Source organism: Aliiroseovarius pelagivivens (assembly GCF_900302485.1).
Lineage (GTDB): Bacteria > Pseudomonadota > Alphaproteobacteria > Rhodobacterales > Rhodobacteraceae > Aliiroseovarius > Aliiroseovarius pelagivivens.
On record NZ_OMOI01000001.1, the window covers coordinates 278,808 to 295,324 of the forward strand.

At 58.0% G+C, this 16,517-nt stretch carries 19 protein-coding genes; 9 read left to right on the forward strand and 10 right to left on the reverse strand.

Going from position 1 to position 16,517, the window contains the following annotated elements:
- Window positions 1-57 precede the first annotated feature (57 nt).
- Entirely contained in the window at window positions 58-381 is a 324-nt protein-coding gene (locus ALP8811_RS01405) for an H-type lectin domain-containing protein (RefSeq protein WP_306418701.1), read from the forward strand.
- 66 nt (window positions 382-447) lie between these two features.
- Here ALP8811_RS01405 and ALP8811_RS01410 read toward each other — a convergent pair whose 3' ends face one another.
- Entirely contained in the window at window positions 448-1,461 is a 1,014-nt protein-coding gene (locus tag ALP8811_RS01410; RefSeq protein ID WP_108855415.1) for a ribose-phosphate pyrophosphokinase, read from the reverse strand.
- A 107-nt stretch (window positions 1,462-1,568) separates the two neighbouring features.
- Between ALP8811_RS01410 and ALP8811_RS01415 the strand changes: the two genes are divergently transcribed.
- A complete protein-coding gene (locus ALP8811_RS01415) occupies window positions 1,569-2,168 on the forward strand; it encodes a 2-hydroxychromene-2-carboxylate isomerase (protein WP_108855416.1) in 600 nt (199 codons plus the stop codon).
- A gap of 2 nt (window positions 2,169-2,170) precedes the next feature.
- Window positions 2,171-2,992, forward strand: a complete 822-nt coding sequence (locus tag ALP8811_RS01420) for an alpha/beta fold hydrolase (protein WP_108855417.1) — start codon at window positions 2,171-2,173, stop codon at window positions 2,990-2,992.
- Window positions 2,993-3,010: 18 nt separating this feature from the next.
- Here the strand turns inward: ALP8811_RS01420 and ALP8811_RS01425 are convergent, their stop codons facing one another.
- The 8 genes from ALP8811_RS01425 to ALP8811_RS01465 all read right to left on the reverse strand — a co-directional run bounded on the left by ALP8811_RS01425 (window position 3,011) and on the right by ALP8811_RS01465 (window position 9,522).
- Window positions 3,011-4,060, reverse strand: coding sequence for a threonine aldolase family protein (locus tag ALP8811_RS01425; protein WP_108855418.1), 1,050 nt, complete (start codon window positions 4,058-4,060; stop codon window positions 3,011-3,013).
- Window positions 4,060-4,512, reverse strand: coding sequence for a YcgN family cysteine cluster protein (locus tag ALP8811_RS01430; RefSeq protein WP_108855419.1), 453 nt, complete (start codon window positions 4,510-4,512; stop codon window positions 4,060-4,062). The genes ALP8811_RS01425 and ALP8811_RS01430 overlap by 1 nt, the downstream gene beginning before the upstream one ends.
- Complete coding sequence (locus tag ALP8811_RS01435) at window positions 4,512-4,802, reverse strand: Dabb family protein (RefSeq protein ID WP_108855420.1); 291 nt, start codon at window positions 4,800-4,802, stop codon at window positions 4,512-4,514. The genes ALP8811_RS01430 and ALP8811_RS01435 overlap by 1 nt, the downstream gene beginning before the upstream one ends.
- Complete coding sequence (locus ALP8811_RS01440) at window positions 4,799-5,749, reverse strand: bifunctional riboflavin kinase/FAD synthetase (protein ID WP_108855421.1); 951 nt, start codon at window positions 5,747-5,749, stop codon at window positions 4,799-4,801. The genes ALP8811_RS01435 and ALP8811_RS01440 overlap by 4 nt, the downstream gene beginning before the upstream one ends.
- Window positions 5,750-5,825: 76 nt before the next feature.
- On the reverse strand, window positions 5,826-6,269 hold the full coding sequence (locus tag ALP8811_RS01445) for a MaoC family dehydratase (protein ID WP_108855422.1): 444 nt from the start codon (window positions 6,267-6,269) through the stop codon (window positions 5,826-5,828).
- 187 nt (window positions 6,270-6,456) lie between these two features.
- Window positions 6,457-7,332: a TIGR01459 family HAD-type hydrolase gene (locus tag ALP8811_RS01450; RefSeq protein ID WP_108855423.1), complete on the reverse strand. Its 876-nt coding sequence runs from the start codon at window positions 7,330-7,332 to the stop codon at window positions 6,457-6,459.
- Between the two features lie 533 nt (window positions 7,333-7,865).
- Complete coding sequence (locus tag ALP8811_RS01460) at window positions 7,866-8,462, reverse strand: hypothetical protein (protein WP_245924493.1); 597 nt, start codon at window positions 8,460-8,462, stop codon at window positions 7,866-7,868.
- Between the two features lie 139 nt (window positions 8,463-8,601).
- A complete protein-coding gene (locus ALP8811_RS01465) occupies window positions 8,602-9,522 on the reverse strand; it encodes a manganese-dependent inorganic pyrophosphatase (RefSeq protein WP_108855425.1) in 921 nt (306 codons plus the stop codon).
- A 186-nt stretch (window positions 9,523-9,708) separates the two neighbouring features.
- On the opposite strand from ALP8811_RS01465, the gene ALP8811_RS01470 reads away from it, so the two are divergent.
- The 4 genes from ALP8811_RS01470 to groL all read left to right on the forward strand — a co-directional run bounded on the left by ALP8811_RS01470 (window position 9,709) and on the right by groL (window position 13,720).
- Window positions 9,709-10,359 (forward strand): DUF2161 domain-containing phosphodiesterase, encoded by a 651-nt coding sequence (locus tag ALP8811_RS01470; RefSeq protein ID WP_108855426.1) that lies wholly within the window; start codon window positions 9,709-9,711, stop codon window positions 10,357-10,359.
- Between the two features lie 108 nt (window positions 10,360-10,467).
- Complete coding sequence (locus ALP8811_RS01475; protein ID WP_108855427.1) at window positions 10,468-11,592, forward strand: cytochrome-c peroxidase; 1,125 nt, start codon at window positions 10,468-10,470, stop codon at window positions 11,590-11,592.
- Window positions 11,593-11,730: 138 nt separating this feature from the next.
- Entirely contained in the window at window positions 11,731-12,018 is a 288-nt protein-coding gene (locus ALP8811_RS01480) for a co-chaperone GroES (protein WP_108855428.1), read from the forward strand.
- Window positions 12,019-12,070: 52 nt separating this feature from the next.
- Window positions 12,071-13,720, forward strand: coding sequence for a chaperonin GroEL (groL, locus tag ALP8811_RS01485; protein WP_108855429.1), 1,650 nt, complete (start codon window positions 12,071-12,073; stop codon window positions 13,718-13,720).
- Between the two features lie 129 nt (window positions 13,721-13,849).
- Here the strand turns inward: groL and ALP8811_RS01490 are convergent, their stop codons facing one another.
- Window positions 13,850-14,272 (reverse strand): PACE efflux transporter, encoded by a 423-nt coding sequence (locus tag ALP8811_RS01490; protein WP_181363666.1) that lies wholly within the window; start codon window positions 14,270-14,272, stop codon window positions 13,850-13,852.
- Between the two features lie 95 nt (window positions 14,273-14,367).
- Here ALP8811_RS01490 and ALP8811_RS01495 point away from each other — a divergent pair, with 95 nt between their 5' ends.
- Both ALP8811_RS01495 and ALP8811_RS01500 read left to right on the forward strand, forming a co-directional pair.
- The gene (locus ALP8811_RS01495; RefSeq protein WP_108855431.1) at window positions 14,368-15,264 is read left to right on the forward strand and encodes a LysR family transcriptional regulator; all 897 of its coding nucleotides are present in this window, start codon (window positions 14,368-14,370) and stop codon (window positions 15,262-15,264) included.
- Window positions 15,265-15,371: 107 nt separating this feature from the next.
- Window positions 15,372-16,508: a DUF8173 domain-containing protein gene (locus ALP8811_RS01500; RefSeq protein WP_108855432.1), complete on the forward strand. Its 1,137-nt coding sequence runs from the start codon at window positions 15,372-15,374 to the stop codon at window positions 16,506-16,508.
- The last annotated feature ends 9 nt before the right edge of the window (window positions 16,509-16,517 follow it).

The following is a 16,517-nucleotide window of genomic DNA, read 5'->3' on the forward strand; positions in this document are numbered from 1 at the left end:
TGATTTACTTGGGTTTGGTGGAAAATATTGATTATGAAGCGAATTAGGTCCCATTTGGTGGGTATCGACCAAGGCAGCAAAGTGCTGTTTTCGGATTTTGAAGATGACGGCGAGATGTGGACAGGAAGCGGTCCACGCAAGTTAAAGTGCCCGATTCGGTTTTCTGAAGCTTTCCAGGTGCCTCCGACGGTCACGATTTCGATGTCGATGTGGGATATCGCAGGGCAGAGCAATCAACGTGCAGATGTTATGGCCGAAAATGTGACGACCGATGGGTTCGATATTCTGTTTCGCACTTGGGGAGATACGAGGGTCGCGCGTGTACGCACGGATTGGCTTGCGATCGGCGAAGTGTCTGATGATGAGATGTGGGATGTGTGATCCCGGATGCTAGCAATAAAAAAGGGCCCCGCGGGGCCCTTTCGTGTCTCTGACATCCTGAGTGGATCAGGAGTACATGCCTTCGTACAGCGGCTCTAGCGTGTCGTGGTCGAACAGCGACGAAACCGAGGTGCCGCCCCAGATGTTCAGGATGGCCTGTGCAAACATCGGTGCGGTGGGTACGACGCGGATATTCTTGGCATCCAGAACCGGTTGTGTCGGCTCGATGGAATCGGTGATCACCAGAGATTTCATTACCGAGTTCTGAACCCGCTCGACTGCGGGGCCGGACATGACGCCATGGGTGATATAGGAATGCACCTCTTGCGCGCCTTGCTCCATCAGAACCTCGGCAGCTTTACACAGCGTACCAGCGGTGTCGCAGATGTCGTCTACGATGATGCAGCGCTTGCCTTCCACGTTGCCGATCACGGTCATCTCGGCCACTTCACCAGCCTTTTCACGACGCTTGTCGACGATAGCCAGAGGTGCACCAATGCGTTTTGCCAGCTCGCGGGCACGGGCCACACCGCCGACATCGGGCGAGATCACCATCACCTCGTCCAGGCAATCCTTGAAGTGATGTTTCACGTCCAGCGCAAAGATCGGGCTGGCATAAAGGTTGTCCACCGGAATATCGAAGAAGCCTTGGATCTGGGCTGCGTGCAGGTCCATGGTCAGAACCCGCTCGATGCCCGATTGGGCGATCAGGTTGGCCACCAGCTTGGCCGAGATCGGCGTGCGGGCCTTGGTGCGGCGATCCTGACGGGCGTAGCCGAAATAGGGTATCACGGCGGTGGCGGACTTGGCCGAGGACCGGCGCAGCGTGTCCGACATGATCAGAAGTTCCATCAGGTTGTCATTTGCCGGGTTCGAGGTCGACTGGATGATGAACATATCCTCGCCGCGCACGTTCTCGTAGATCTCGACGAAGACCTCTTGGTCGTTGAAGCGTTCGACACGCGCGTCGACAAGCCCAACATTCGAGCCGCGATGCATAGACATGCGTTTCGCAACAGCTTCGGCCAGCGGGCGGTTGGCATTGCCCGAGATAAGTTTCGGTTCGGTGATGGAAGGCATGGCAGCAGATCCCAGAATTGCTCTGTATGACAGAATCGTGACGTTGACACCCAATAGCATCGGGATAGATTTCGGGAAACAGCATTGGCGCAACAGGGGACCGAAAAATGAACCATATTGACTATTATTTCACAGTGCTTTCGCCGTGGGCCTTCTTTGGTGGCAAACGGTTTGCTCAGATCGCGGACAAGCACGGGGTGTCGGTGACCTTCAAGCCGGTTGATATCGGGCAACTCTTTACCCGTACGGGTGGACAGCTACCAAAAGATCGCCATCCGTCACGGATGGAGTATCGCATGCAAGAGCTGAAGCGCTGGTCTAAGGCGCTGGATATGCCGATCAACCTCACCCCGGCGCACTGGCCCACCAATGGTGCGCCTGCGTCTTATGCGATCATCGCCGCTCAAAGCGCAGGAACAGGGGACGTTGGCGTGCTGGTCGATGCCTTGATGCGGTCGATCTGGATGGACGAAAAAGACATCGCGGAAGATGCAGTCATCAAGGCGTGCCTGTCCGAGGCCGGGTTTGATCCGTCACTGGCAGACAGCGGTCTTCTGATGGGGGCCGAGACCTATGCGCGAAACACCGACGACGCTGTGAATGCGGGCGTGTTCGGGTCGCCTTTCTATGTCTGCGATGATGGCGAGAAGTTCTGGGGCCAAGACCGCCTTGACCTGCTGGATGTGCATCTGGCCGATAAGGACTAATTATGCTGGAAGAACTGGGCGGGTGCCCGACCTATTGGGATCAGCAGGGCACCGGCGCGCGCGCGGCGCTGTTTATCCACTGCTCGCTGGCGCATTCCGGTGCGTGGCGCGGTGTGCGGACAGTGTTGGGGAACGATCTGACGACACTTGCCTATGACCTGCCCGGGCACGGGCGCAGTGCGGAATGGGATGGGCAGGACGACTATCAGGACACTGCGACGCAAGCCGCGCTGGATCTTTTGGACCGTCACGCGCAGGGACCGGTTGATCTGGTCGGGCACAGCTTCGGCGGGACGATTGCCTTGCGTCTGGCCCAGATGGCGCCCGACAAGGTGCGCAGCTTGACCCTGTACGAACCCGTCCTGTTTTCGACGGCCAAAGACGATCCGGCCTATGTCGAAAACAATGCTTATATGACCGGTGTTTTCGCGGACGCCATGCGCGCGGGTGATCGGATGGAGGCCGCACGCCTGTTCAACTGCCAATGGGGCAGCGATGCTGGGTGGGAGGCGCTTCCAAACCGTCTGAAGACCGATATGGCGGATCAAATCCACTTGATCCCGGCTGCACGCTGTGTGACGCATGAAGACGTGCACGGCCAGGTGGCGCCGGGGGCATTGGAGAAGGTGACGCTACCGGTTCTGTTGCTGGAAGGTGAACGTTCACCCGATCTTGTGCGCGCCGTTCATGATCGGATGGAGGCTCGGTTCCCGAATGTCCGCCGAAAGGTGATTGCCGGGGCGGGGCATATGGGGCCGATCAGCCACCCGCGCGAGGTCGCCGCGTGCATTCGTGAACACCTTCTGCACGCCGAAGCCGTCTGACCAATGTGCGGTGCGGGATTATCCCCGCGCCAGCGCGATAAACCGATCGACGTTTTCGTCTGACATGGACCAGTCTGCGACCATACGGGCGGTCAGGATCTCGTCGGGATTGTCGCCGTCCAGCTGACCTTCCCAGATGTAATAGGCCGCACCTGCGTCATGCAAACGCTGATGACCCGCACGGGCCCAGCCTGCGAAGCTCATGTTTGCATCGGGTTCGTGCAGGAAGACGATGCCGTCGATCTGCTTCAGGCCACGCACCAACCGTGCGTTGGCCGCGTTCGCTTGGCGTGCCAGATCCAGCCATAGATCACCCTCAAGATAGGCCAACATCTGCGCCGCCAGAAAACGGTTCTTCGAGAACAGATGCCCGCCGCGTTTACGGCGAAGTTCGAATTCCCAAGCGTGTTTGGGGTCGAAGAAAATGACCGCCTCGACACCCATGCAGCCGTTCTTGGTGCCGCCGAAGCTGACCACATCGACGCCGGCCTTCCAGGTCATCTCGGCAGGGGTGCATCCCAAAGCGACGAGTGCATTGGCAAAGCGTGCACCGTCCAGATGGACGGGCAGGTCGAAACCCTTGGCCACATCGCACAGGGCTTTGATTTCAGCCACGGAATAGACTGTGCCGCGTTCAGTCACATTGGTGATCGACACCGGGCCGCGCTGCGGGCCGTGCACTCCACGGGTTTCTTCGCCAGCGATGGAGTTGCGCAGCGCGTCGGACGACATTTTCGCGTCCTCAGCAGGCACCAAGGTCAGTTTCGCGCCGCCAGTATAGAACTCGGGCGCGTTGCACTCGTCCTCGTGGATATGCGCCTCTGGCGAACAGAAGATCGTGTCAAAGGGACGTGTTAAAGTCGCCAGCGAAATCGAGTTTGCCGCCGTGCCCGTTGCCACCAGATACACCGCCGCTTCGGGTGCTTCAAAGATCTCGCGAATGCGGGTTGTGACCTGTGCCATGATATCGTCTGCCCCATAGGGCATGGCGTAACCTTCGTTGGCGCGTGCCAAAGCGGCCATCACATTCGGGTGCACGGGACCCGTGTTGTCAGAGGCGAAATACATCAGTGTGGCTCCTCGATCAGGTGGTCTTCCCATTCTTCTTCCGGGACTTCGAATTCCGGCACCGTCCAGCCCTGAACGCTGCGCCCAGCCTTGTGCACGCTGTCCGGGTCGCCCGAGACCAGCGGGTGCCAGTCATATAAAGGTTTGCCTTCGTGACGCAGGCGATAGGCGCAGGAGGCGGGCATGAAATAGGCTGTTTCGCCGATGTTCTCTGGCGTCAGATGGATGCATTCGGGAACGAATTGCAGACGAATGTCATATTGCGAGCACTGGCAGGTCTCGCCATCTAGAAGGCGGCAGGCCACGCGGGTAAAGACGACCTCTCCGGTGTCTTCATCTTCAAGTTTGTTCAGGCAACATTTGCCGCATCCATCACAGAGAGCTTCCCATTCTTGGGGGGTAAGCTGGTCCAGCGGACGCTCCCAGAATTTTTTGCGCAGGGGATTTGCCATCAGTCGGCCAGAAAATCTGCCGCAATCCGCATCTCGCGCAATGGGCGGACGCGGGCAATCGATTCTTGATAGATCGGATGCGCCTTATAGGCGGCCAGCTGGGCTTCGTCTTCGAACTCGCCATAGACGACCACATCGGGTGATGGGCCGGGAATCGGGTCTTCGAACCGGTTCTCGGCGATCTCCAGACGGATGCAGTCTGGGATGCCTTTCAGAAGCTCCAAGCCTTCGCGCACGCGGTCGCGGTCTTCGGGGCGTTTGGCGGTGAAGAAAACGATATGACGGATCATGGGCGGCCCGCTAGTTGAGAGAGAATATCGCGCGCACGTGCGCAGTCTGCGTCCATCTGTGCGATCAGTGCGTCGAGACCGTCGAACACCTCTTCCGGGCGCAGATACTCGATCAAAGCAACGGACAGCTGCTCGCCATAGATGTCGCCTTTAAAGTCGAAAATGAAGCTTTCGATGTTGGGCAGGTTCTCCCCGAACATCGGGCGCGTTCCCATCGAGGCCGCGCCGCCGTAGGTGCCCTGATGCGGGCCGGTCAGGATCTCGACCTCGATCGCATAGACGCCGAATTTCGGTGGATGCAGCCCAGAGATCGACATGTTCGCGGTAGGGAAGCCCAGATCGCGACCGCGCTGGTCGCCCCGGATCACCTCGCCATCAATGCGGTGCCAGTGGCCCAGCATCCGCGCGGCGTCACGTGGGCGGCCTTCGGTCAGGGCTGTGCGGATTGCGGTCGAGCTGACCTCGCCCACGTCATCTGACATCAGGGGGGCGACGGTCACGCCGAATCCCAGTTCTTGCCCCAGCGTTTCCAACACGGCCGGTGTTCCCGCCCGGTCCTTGCCGAAATGGAAATCTGCGCCAACGAACACATGGGTCAGGCCCAGCCCGTCTACGATCACATCGCGGGCGAATTCTTCAGGTGTCAGCGCCGACAGCGTGTCGTTGAAGCTGAGTTCAAACAGCGCCTCGATCCCCAGCTTTTCCAGCCGGTGCGCGCGCGTGTCGGCGTTCATCAGGCGAAACGGAGGGGCTTTCGGGGCGAAGTATTCACGCGGATGAGGTTCGAACGTCATGACGCCCAAAGGGGCACCCAGTTCGGTCGCTTTCTGGCGCGCGATGTCGATGACATACTGGTGGCCCAGATGCACGCCATCGAAATTTCCGATGACAGCCGTGGCGCCCCGGTCAGATGGTTCAACAAACTGATAGTCACGAATGATCCGCATATTCTGGCCTTAGCGTTCCAGCGTGGCCTGTGCAAGCCCAAGGCGGCTTGCGGATCGAATTCGTGAAAGCTGCGCCTTAGTCCAGCTTGGCCGAAGGTGCGAGCACCTTTGCTTCGCCCTTTAGAACGGGTTTCCCATCCACAAGGCAAACGGTCTTCAGTGTAACCCGGCGTTTGGCGTGATCGATGTCCATAACGGTCACCTCGGCGCGCACGACGTCTCCGGGGCGTACGGGGGCCAGGAAGGTCAGTTGCTGACCCATATAGATGGTGCCATGCCCGGGCAGCTGTTCGCCAATCACGGCCGAGATCAGCCCAGCGCTGAGCATTCCGTGGGCGATGCGCCCCTCAAAGATCGTGTCTTTGGCAAATTCGTCATCCAGATGCACCGGATTGCGGTCGGTCGAGACCTCGGCAAACAGTTCAATGTCGCGGTCCGTCACTTCTTTGACGATGTGGCGCGACATACCAATTTCCAGCTCTTCAATGCAGATCGTTCCGCGTGGGAAGTTGTCCAACATTTTGTCCTCCGGGTAACAAATGGACGATTTGTCGTCCGTATCGGTAATAACATTACTTTGCAGTTGCAGAAAAAATCAAGGGGTAATCTGCGTAGAAATACCACATGACGCCCGCGTCAGGTGGCCGCAGTTGCACTGTAATCACCCGGGCGGGACCGCAGGAATGACTAAAAAACAGTCGCTTATATCAGCGTAGATAGCCGATCGCATAGGTCGGTGTAATCATCTGAGACTGGATATACTGATCCAGCGTGTCTGGATCGGGCTGAGACCGGGTTTGTGTCTCTTCGCGCGCTAGCCCGCCCGTGATGAAAAGAGAATCGATATCCTCGCCCAACGCGCCTTTAATGTCGGTCGCGATTCCATCGCCAATGGCCAGAATGCGATTGTCCGGTGTCGACCGCCCCTCGGCCACCATGCGGCGGCGGGCAAGGTCATAGATCGGGGGATGCGGCTTGCCGAAATACAAGCTCTCGCCGCCCATCTCGGCATACATTTTTGCCACGGCGCCTGCGCACCATTCGCGTGCTTCGCCACGGTCCACGATGATGTCTGGATTCGCGCAGAGCAGCTTTTGCCCCAACTGCTTTGCCATCATCAGGGCAGGGCGCAATTCTTCCAGATCGGCCATCGGATCGAAGGGCCCGCAGCAGACGATTCCCTCGGCCTCGGCCACCGGTACACGCGTGATGTCGACCGGGGTGTCGATCACCTCCATCGGCTCGAAGAAGCCCGCGTCCCGCTCCCATTCGCCCATGAAATAGACTTTGTTGCCAACCGCCCCAGTGAACATCGCGGCACGCGCGCTGTCGCCCGAGGTGGCGATGGTGTCATAGCAATCCGCGGGCACGCCGAAGTCCGGCAACTGCTCCATCACGCCCGCGCGGGGTTTGGGAGAATTCGTGACCAGCACCACATAGCCGCCATTTGCACGATAGGAGCGCAGGGCGGCGACGGCTTCGTCAAACGCGGTGATTCCGTTATGCACACAGCCCCACAGATCGACGAACAGGGCGTCGTAGTTGGCGGAAATCTCGGACAAGCTGGTGATGATACGGGTCATGGCGCGGTCTCCTTGGGTGTTGCGGGAGATATGGCAGAGGGGAGGCGGAGTGGCTAGGGGGAGTTGTATGGAATGCGTGTCCAGATCTATGCTGCGGTCGCGAGGATACATTCCCCGGAGGTAGCAGTTAGGAATAAGTGGCATGGCGTTTAAGCTCATCACGTAGACGAATGGCCATATGAGCTTGGAGTTCGATCAGAGTGACCTTCCAATCGTTGTTGAGGCGATTACGGCGCTATACAGAACGCCAGCTATGCGAAAGCAAGTTCTCTGCGAGCTTTGGGAGTTTGGAGGCGGGGAATTCATTTTTTACAACGAATGGGATCCTTGTCTGATCGCCCAATCTGAAGAAAGCAATGAAGTGCTTCAAAACCTCAATTCCGTTTTGCGAGAGCGGCCGTCGGGTTAGAGGTCTGCTCTCGAGGAATAGACAGTTCGCCCGACCGCCCCGTTTTGCCGGAGGCAAACACATGGTTTGACGGGCGGTGCCCTATGAAAGCTTTTATTTTCTCTGCAAGCCAATTGGCTCGGGATCAATTCCCCGCGCGCTGCATCATCATCATGTGAACTGCATGCATGCCCTGCGCCGCCATTGCCGAGACTTCCTGAGCGTGGGTCTGCAAGGCGGAAACAACATCAGGGTCGTCTGACGTCTGGGTCACGACAATGCCCTCGTCTGTCACCTCAATGGTGTTGGATATCGTCTCGGCGCGCTCAAAGAAGATGTTCAGGGTCTGGCTTTGAATGATGATTTTCGGATCGTCCTTACGCTCGACCCTGTCAATCATGCCTGCGACGTGACTGACAAGCACTTCCATAACCGCGGGGTCGGTTGATCGCGTCACTGTTCGAATGCCGTTGGGCAGGTCTTCAACCTCGCGTTCAAGCGTCGTGAAATTGCGAAACAGTATGGCCAGTTCCTGACTTTCCTCGGGCGTTGCATTCTCGCCGCGTAGCCCCGGCATGCGCATCTCGTCATGTCCGGTGCCGTCTGCGCCATGATTGTGCCCATGTCCGCCGTGACTCATCTGCGCATGGGCGCCAAGGCTTGCGGACAAGCTGACCGTTGTGATCAGGGCGATCGATCTAAGAGGTGAGGTCGTGGGCAGTCGGTGAAAGGGCAGGCGCATCTACGTTCCTTCAATAATATGTGCTGCATTCCTATCACATTCGCATGTGTCTGAGGAATGAGCTTTCCGTGAGGTGCGTGGAAACAAAAAAGCCCGCGCAAAAGCGCGGGCCTTCTAATTTTAAGGTGTCCGAAGTGACTTACACAACCAGGTTCGGAATGATCTGCTTTTTGCGGCTCATGATGCCGGGCAGGACAACGGCGTCGCCCTCGACGGTGGCGCCAAAGCTCTTTTCAGCTACGCCTTTGACCACGTCGTTCGGAATCAGCAGGGTGGCTTCTTCCTTCAGGATGTCCACGACGAACAGCAGAACCTCGTCCACGCCGTCTTCGGCAGCGACGGTTTTGAAGGTCTCGATCAGGCTTTCTTTGCGGCCCAGCGGGATTTCCGGTGCGGTGGTTTCCAGAACCGATACGCGGAACTTGGTGCCCGACACTTCGTATTCTTTCGAGTCCATGCGGATCAGTTCAGCATCCGAGAACTTGGACACGTCCGACTTGGCGGCGAACATCTCGGCTGCATATTCAGTGACGTTCACGCCCAGATCAGCGGCCAGAGCAGCCACAACTTCGCGGTCGCGGTCGGTGGTGGTGGGCGAACGGAATTCCAGCGTATCCGACAGGATGCAGGTCAGGGCAGCGCCTTTGATGTTTTCCGGCATCTTGGCAGCGTCGTCACCCATCAGGTCGTACATGATGGTCGCGGTGCAGGCCAGCGGACGGATGGTGATGTCGATCGGGCCTTTGGTTTCCAGACCGCCAACCAGCTTGTGGTGGTCGATGATGGCCTGAACGTCTGCGCCGTTGATGTTTGCGGGCAGCTCGGCGGGGTTGTTGGTGTCGACGATAACGCAAGCCTGATCGTCGGCCACGTCCTCGATGATGTCCAGCATGTCAAAGCCCCAGCGCTTCAGCATGAAGGCGGCTTCGGTGTTGGGCTGGCCAAGCAGAACCGGCTTGGCGTCGACGCCTTTCACTTCATTCAGGTACCAAGCCCAAACCAGTGGCGAGCCGGTCGAGTCGGTGTCGGGGGATTTGTGGCCGAATACGAGGGTTGTCATATGCATCATCCGTCTATGTGTGATCGTGTTGCGTGCCTTATAGAAAGGCCGATGCGCCTTGTCATCCCTGATAGGGCCAACATCTGTGCAGTTGCAGAAACCCTGTCATGTGTTGGGCGCAAACCACTTGCGGTCATCGGGCCGTGTGGTGAAACTGTTGGAACCTCTGCTTGAAAGAATGCCCTTGTGACCAAACCTGCTGAAACTGACCTATACGCCCCCGTCAAATCCTGGCTCGAGGGTCTTGGCTATGAGGTCAAGGCCGAGGTCGGGGCGGCGGATGTAGTGGCCCTACGCGAGGGCGACAGCGTACCGGTGATCGTCGAGCTGAAGGCGGGGTTCTCGCTGACACTGCTGCAGCAGGCCGTCGCGCGGCAAGCGATCAGCGATCTGGTTTATGTGGCCGTGCCGCGTTGGGCGGGCAAACCGGGGTGGCGGGCGTTCAAGGGAAATGTCGGGCTGTGCAAGCGGTTGGGACTGGGCGTTGTCTCGGTCCGATTGAAGGATGGGGTCGTGCAGGTACACGCCGATCCGGGCCCGTTTCAGCCGCGCAAGTCCAAGGTGAAGGCCAAGCGGCTTTTGTCCGAATTCGCCCGGCGCGAAGGGGATCCGAATACCGGTGGCACCAACGGCAAGCTCGTCACGGCCTATCGACAGGACGCCGAGAAGTTGCGCGCCTATCTGGCCGAGCATGGCCCAAGTCGCGGAGCGGAGGTTGCCAAGGCAACGGGCGTAGGGAAGGCGACCAACATGATGGCGATCAACCATTATGGGTGGTTCGCACGGGTCGAGCGTGGGATTTATGACCTGACGCCAACGGGGCGTGACCCGGAATGATCCTGCATGGAACTGCGGACCACTGCTTAGTCTGATGATTTTGATCAGGATCAAGTTGCGCTTGTGGTGAGGCGCGCTAGAACGGCGGGATAACTCAAGGACACGCCCATGCGCCCGCTTCTGACAATTGCCCTTCTGGCCGCCACGGCCTCTCCTGTATTTGCGTTCGACACGCTAGAGGAACTGGGCGAGGCACTGTTCTTTGATGTGAACCTGTCTAAGAACCGCACACAATCCTGTGCAACTTGCCATGATCCCGAATTCGCCTTTGTCGACCCGCGCGAGACGACTACCGGACGTGCCGTGTCCTTGGGAGATGATGGCGAAAGCCTTGGCGATCGCAGCGCACCTACTGCCGGTTACGCGATGTTCACACCGGACTTCGAGCAGTTGGACGTTTCCGCATGGCGCGGAGGGATGTTCTGGGATGGTCGTGCCGCCGGACTGGCCGGGCAGGCGGGTGGGCCGCCCCTGAACCCAATTGAAATGGGGATGCCGGACAAAACCTCGGTTGTCGCACGTCTGCAAGAGGACGCGGACTATGTCACGTCGTTCAAGGCGCTGTTTGGGGACGGGATCTGGGCGTCGGATGACGCGGCCTATGACGCGATGACACAAGCGATCGCCGCGTTTGAAAGCACGCCGCTTTTCGCGCCCTTTGACAGCAAATACGACCGCTTCCTGCGGGGCGAGGTCGAATTGACGCCAGAAGAAGAGCTGGGGCGCGTTCTGTTCACCTCGCAGCAGTTCACCAACTGCAACCTGTGCCACCAACTACGCCCGTCCCCCATCGCGCCGGACGAGACGTTCACGAATTACGAGTATCACAATATCGGCGTTCCGGTGAATGCTGCGGTGCGTGCGGCAAACGGTGCATCAGGCTTGGATGCCGGGTTGCTCGCCAATCCCGATGTCGACGCGGCCTCAGCCGCCGGTCGTTTCAAAGTGCCCACCCTGCGCAATGTGGCCGTGACCGGTCCCTATATGCACAACGGTGTGTTCAAGGATCTGCGCACGGTGGTGCTGTTTTATAACAAGTACAACACCAGGAACCCGGATCGGCAGATCAATCCGGAAACCGGAAAACCATGGGCGATGCCAGAGATTCCGCAAAACCTGTCCGTTATGGAGCTGACCGAAGGCCCTGCTTTGGATGATCGACGGATTGATGCGTTGGTCGCATTCATGAAGACGCTGACGGATCAGCGATACGAGCATTTGCTGGAAGACTAAGGTGCTTGCTGCGTTGCAGCGTCGAAAATTGCCCGGCCCTTGTTGACTCCCTTATTTGCCAACCCTAACTATGCGCCGTTAGCACTCGCATCAGGTGAGTGCTAAAGGAACGTAAACTGAGCTTAGGGAGTCTCAGAAATGGCTTTTACCCCGCTGCATGACCGCGTGCTTGTTCGCCGCGTTGAGAGCGACGAAAAAACCGCTGGTGGTCTGATCATTCCGGAAAGCGCTAAGGAAAAACCGGCCGAAGGTCTGGTTGTGGCCGTAGGCGCTGGCGCCAAGGACGACGACGGCGATCGCATCGCAATGGACGTCAAAGAAGGCGACAAGATCCTTTTCGGCAAATGGTCCGGCACCGAAATCACCGTCGACGGTGAAGAGCTGCTGATCATGAAAGAAGCCGACATCATGGGCATCCTGTCCTGATCGTCTGCTGACTGAGTTATCTGAATTACACGAATTTACTGGAGTAAGCTAAATGGCTGCTAAGGACGTAAAGTTCGCTACCGATGCCCGCAATGCAATGCTGCGCGGCGTCAACGTACTGGCTGACGCTGTCAAAGTGACCCTGGGCCCGAAAGGCCGCAACGTGGTTCTGGACAAGTCGTTCGGTGCCCCGCGCATCACCAAAGACGGTGTGTCGGTTGCCAAAGAGATCGAGCTGGAAGACAAGTTCGAAAACATGGGCGCGCAGATGGTCAAAGAAGTGGCTTCGCGCACCAATGACGAAGCTGGCGACGGCACCACCACTGCAACCGTTCTGGCCCAAGCGATTGTTCGCGAAGGCCTGAAGCAGGTTGCAGCTGGCCTGAACCCGATGGATCTGAAGCGCGGCATCGACCTGGCAACTGCTAAAGTTGTTGAAGGCATCAAAGCTTCGGCGCGTGACGTTGCAGACAGCGACGAAGTTGCACAGGTTGGCACCATCTCGGCCAACGGCGAAGCCGAAATCGGCCAGCAGATCGCAGACGCGATGCAAAAAGTTGGCAACGAAGGCGTTATCACCGTTGAAGAGAACAAGGGTCTGGAAACCGAGACCACTGTTGTTGAAGGCATGCAGTTCGACCGCGGTTACCTGTCGCCGTACTTCGTGACCAACCCCGACAAGATGATTGCTGATCTGGACGACTGTCTGGTTCTGCTGCACGAGAAGAAACTGTCGTCGCTGCAGTCGATGGTTCCGCTGCTCGAGCAGGTAATCCAGTCGCAGAAGCCTCTGCTGATCATTGCTGAAGACGTTGAAGGCGAAGCTCTGGCAACTCTGGTTGTCAACAAGCTGCGCGGCGGCCTGAAAATCGCTGCTGTTAAAGCTCCGGGCTTTGGCGATCGTCGTAAAGCCATGCTGCAGGACATCGCGATCCTGACCGGCGGCCAGGTGATCTCGGAAGATCTGGGCATGAAGCTCGAGTCCGTCACCATGGACATGCTGGGCACAGCCAAGAAGATCGAAATCACCAAAGACGAAACAACCATCGTCGACGGTGCTGGCGAGAAAGCCGAGATCGAAGCACGTGTTGCTCAGATCCGCACCCAAGCCGAAGAAACCACCTCGGACTACGACCGTGAGAAGCTGCAAGAGCGCGTTGCCAAACTGGCAGGCGGTGTTGCTGTAATCCGCGTCGGTGGCATGACCGAAGTGGAAGTGAAAGAGCGTAAGGACCGTGTGGACGATGCTCTGAACGCGACCCGCGCTGCTGTTCAAGAAGGCGTCATCGTTGGTGGTGGTGTTGCTCTGGTTCAGGCCGGTAAGGCTCTGGTTGGCCTGGAAGGCGCGAACTCGGATCAGAACGCTGGTATCGTGATCGTGCGCAAGGCCATCGAAGCGCCGCTGCGTCAGATCGCTGAAAACGCTGGTGTTGACGGCGCTGTAGTTGCTGGCAAAGTTCGCGAAAGCGACGACACTTCGTTCGGCTTCAACGCTCAGACCGAAGAATATGGCGACATGTTCTCGTTCGGCGTGATCGACCCGGCCAAAGTGACCCGCACCGCTCTGGAAGACGCTGCTTCCATCGCTGGTCTGCTGATCACCACCGAAGCCATGGTTGCTGACAAGCCGTCGAAAGACGGTGGCGCAGGCGCTGGCATGCCCGACATGGGCGGCATGGGCGGCATGGGCGGCATGATGTAATCAGAATTCGCCAAGCGAATTCTGTTGCGACAGGCGATTGGCCATTAGGCCAATCCGCCACTAGCCAAACAGTCCAAAGACTTAGAGCAAAGGCGTCCCACGGGGCGCCTTTGTTACGTTTGGGGGGTGTCAGGCAACCACGCGTACTGGGAACAGGCGGTCATAACCCAAGGTGAACGCATAGGTATAGAAGACGACGAAAGTGGTTACGGTCAGATCGGTGGCAATGGCCTCGATCAGCCCAAGCTGCAGCCACCACATGTAAATCGGAAGGGATGTGACCAGCAGGGTCAGCTCGAACCCTGTCGCGTGCAAAAGCCGCCCAATGACAGAGCGATCAGAGGAAATCCGGCCAGCGCGGGCATCTACGCGATCAAAGACCCAGTTATACACAAGGTTCAGAGCCATTGCCTTGAGGGAGAGGACCAGCCCCAACGCTCCGATTTCATGCACGCCTTTGTCAAAATAGATCGCGCCCACGGGCACAAGAAATGCCATCAAGATCAGCTCGAAACTGATGGTGTATCTCAGCCGATCGCGGCCGCTACGCATGGGAGTGTCCATCGGGTGCCCTTTCTTTTTCACCCTTCATCTATCAAAGATACTGCGGTAATAAAGTTCGTATGTATCTAATAATGAGATAGGTCATGGTGTCACAAGACGGGCTTACAGCGTTCATGCTGGCTGCAGAACTTGGATCCTTCTCGGCGGCCGCGCGTCGCATAGGGAAGGTGCAATCCGCCATCTCTACCGCCATCGCCAATCTCGAGATCGATACGGGTGTCACTTTGTTCGACCGCTCTGGGCGTTTGCCAGTGCTGACGGATGAGGGGCGGGCGCTGCTACCCTATGCGCGCGCGATTTCACTTGGGCAGAAAGAACTGATGGCCAAGGCGGGATCTTTGTCCGAGGGGATTGAGCACCGGTTGAGTGTGGCGATCGAGCAAGGGCTGAGCCTGCCGCCGGTTCTGGATGCGCTTTCGGAATTTGCCCAGAAGTTTCCTACGGTCGAACTTGAACTGCTGTCTCCGGGGGTGAATGACACCCCTGAACTTCTGATCTCTGGCCGAACTGATTTGGGGCTGATGTCCGAGCAAGAAAGCTATCCACTGGGGTTTCAGTTTCGTGGTGTCGGACATACGGCCCTCGTTATGGTGTGCTCGCCCACGTATCCCCTTGCTGGTGTGCAGCCCGTTGATCTAAAGGCGTTGCGTGAACACCGGCAGATTGTCCTGCATAGTCGGTCGAAGGGGCGGGATGGTTCCTATGGAAACATGAAGAGCCCGCTGCTGTGGGAGGCTGAAAACTCAAGCCTTATCGTGGAAATGGTAAAATCCGGCTTGGGCTGGGCCGAGCTTCCCTACACGGTTGTCCATGACCCGATATCGCAAGGCAGGTTGACCAAGTTGTCGACGAGCTTTCAGCAAAGTGATGATCTTGCGGGTGTTGATGTCGTCTGGACCGAGCGCCGGGGATTGGGTGCGGCAGGAAGTTGGCTGCGAGATCGCCTGATGACTTTGCCTCAAGAAGCGTGGCGGGGGTAAGATCCCATCTGGAAATCCATTGGAATTCTTGCGATCCCCTCTTACAAATTCTATGACACGACCTATGTTAAGGTTGATAACATCAATTGATTTGGCAGGGGACAGCCATGTTTCGTTCAATCCTTCTTCTTTGCGCTACACTGATCGCAACTCCGGCACTTGCGGACGAGGTCTATCGCTTTGGCGACGACGCTTACATCGCAGGGGATAATGTCACCCTGTCAGGCGATGCCGTGGATGACGCATTTGTGGCTGGTAATACGGTGGTGATTTCGGCGCCTGTTACCGGAAGCGCCCATGCCGGCGGTCGTTCGGTTTCGATCTCGGCACCGGTGGGACAAAGCCTGTATGCAGCAGGCATGAACGTCAATGTCTCGGCCCCGGTCGGCGGAGACGCGCAACTGCTTGGCGATACGGTTCTGGTGACTGCCCCGATCTCGGGTGATTTGCGTCTGGGTGCTCAACGCGCCGAGATCACAGCACCTGTAGGTGACGATGCGCTGATTGCGGCCGAACATATCCTTCTGACCGAGGTGATTGCAGGTGATGCCAGCTTCGCCACGAAATCTATCAGCTTCGGTGAAAATGCTCGTATCGAGGGCACGCTTTATCTTTACGCGGATGAGCCAGAGGCGATTGAGATCCCGGCGCATGTTGTTCCCGCTGACCGGATCGAACGTCACGATGCGGATGCATTTGATCCCACGGCTGATCCCGACGGCGGTGCCACTGCGCAACCCAGCAGTGGTGGTTGGGCATCTTGGCTTGGCAGCAAGGTGACCGCAATTCTCATCCTGACGGCCGTTGCGACTTTGATCGCTGCACTGGCCCCCTCATTCCTGATGAACCTGCGCGAGCGCACGCTGGAAACGCCGATGCGCGCTTTGTGGATGGGGTTCCTGTCGATCTCGGCACTGGCCGGATCTCTGTTCCTGTTTGCACTGACGGGCTATGGCATCTTGCTGGTTCCGGCCTCGATCGTGTTGGCGGTGTTGCTTGGGGTCGCGGGCTACGTGATTGGCACCTACATTCTGGGTGTTGGCGTGATGAGCGCACTCAGTCGTCCGCTGCCCGAAACCCTGTCGGAACGCGCAATCGCTGCAGCAATTGGTGCGGTTTCAGTCACCTTGTTGGCCTTGATCCCCGTGATCGGTTGGATTGGCGTGCTTGCGATCGCTGTGGTCGGGGCAGGGGCGTTGATTATCCGCTGGTTTGCGCCGGGATTTTATACCGAGATGCGCTGAACCGTGCCC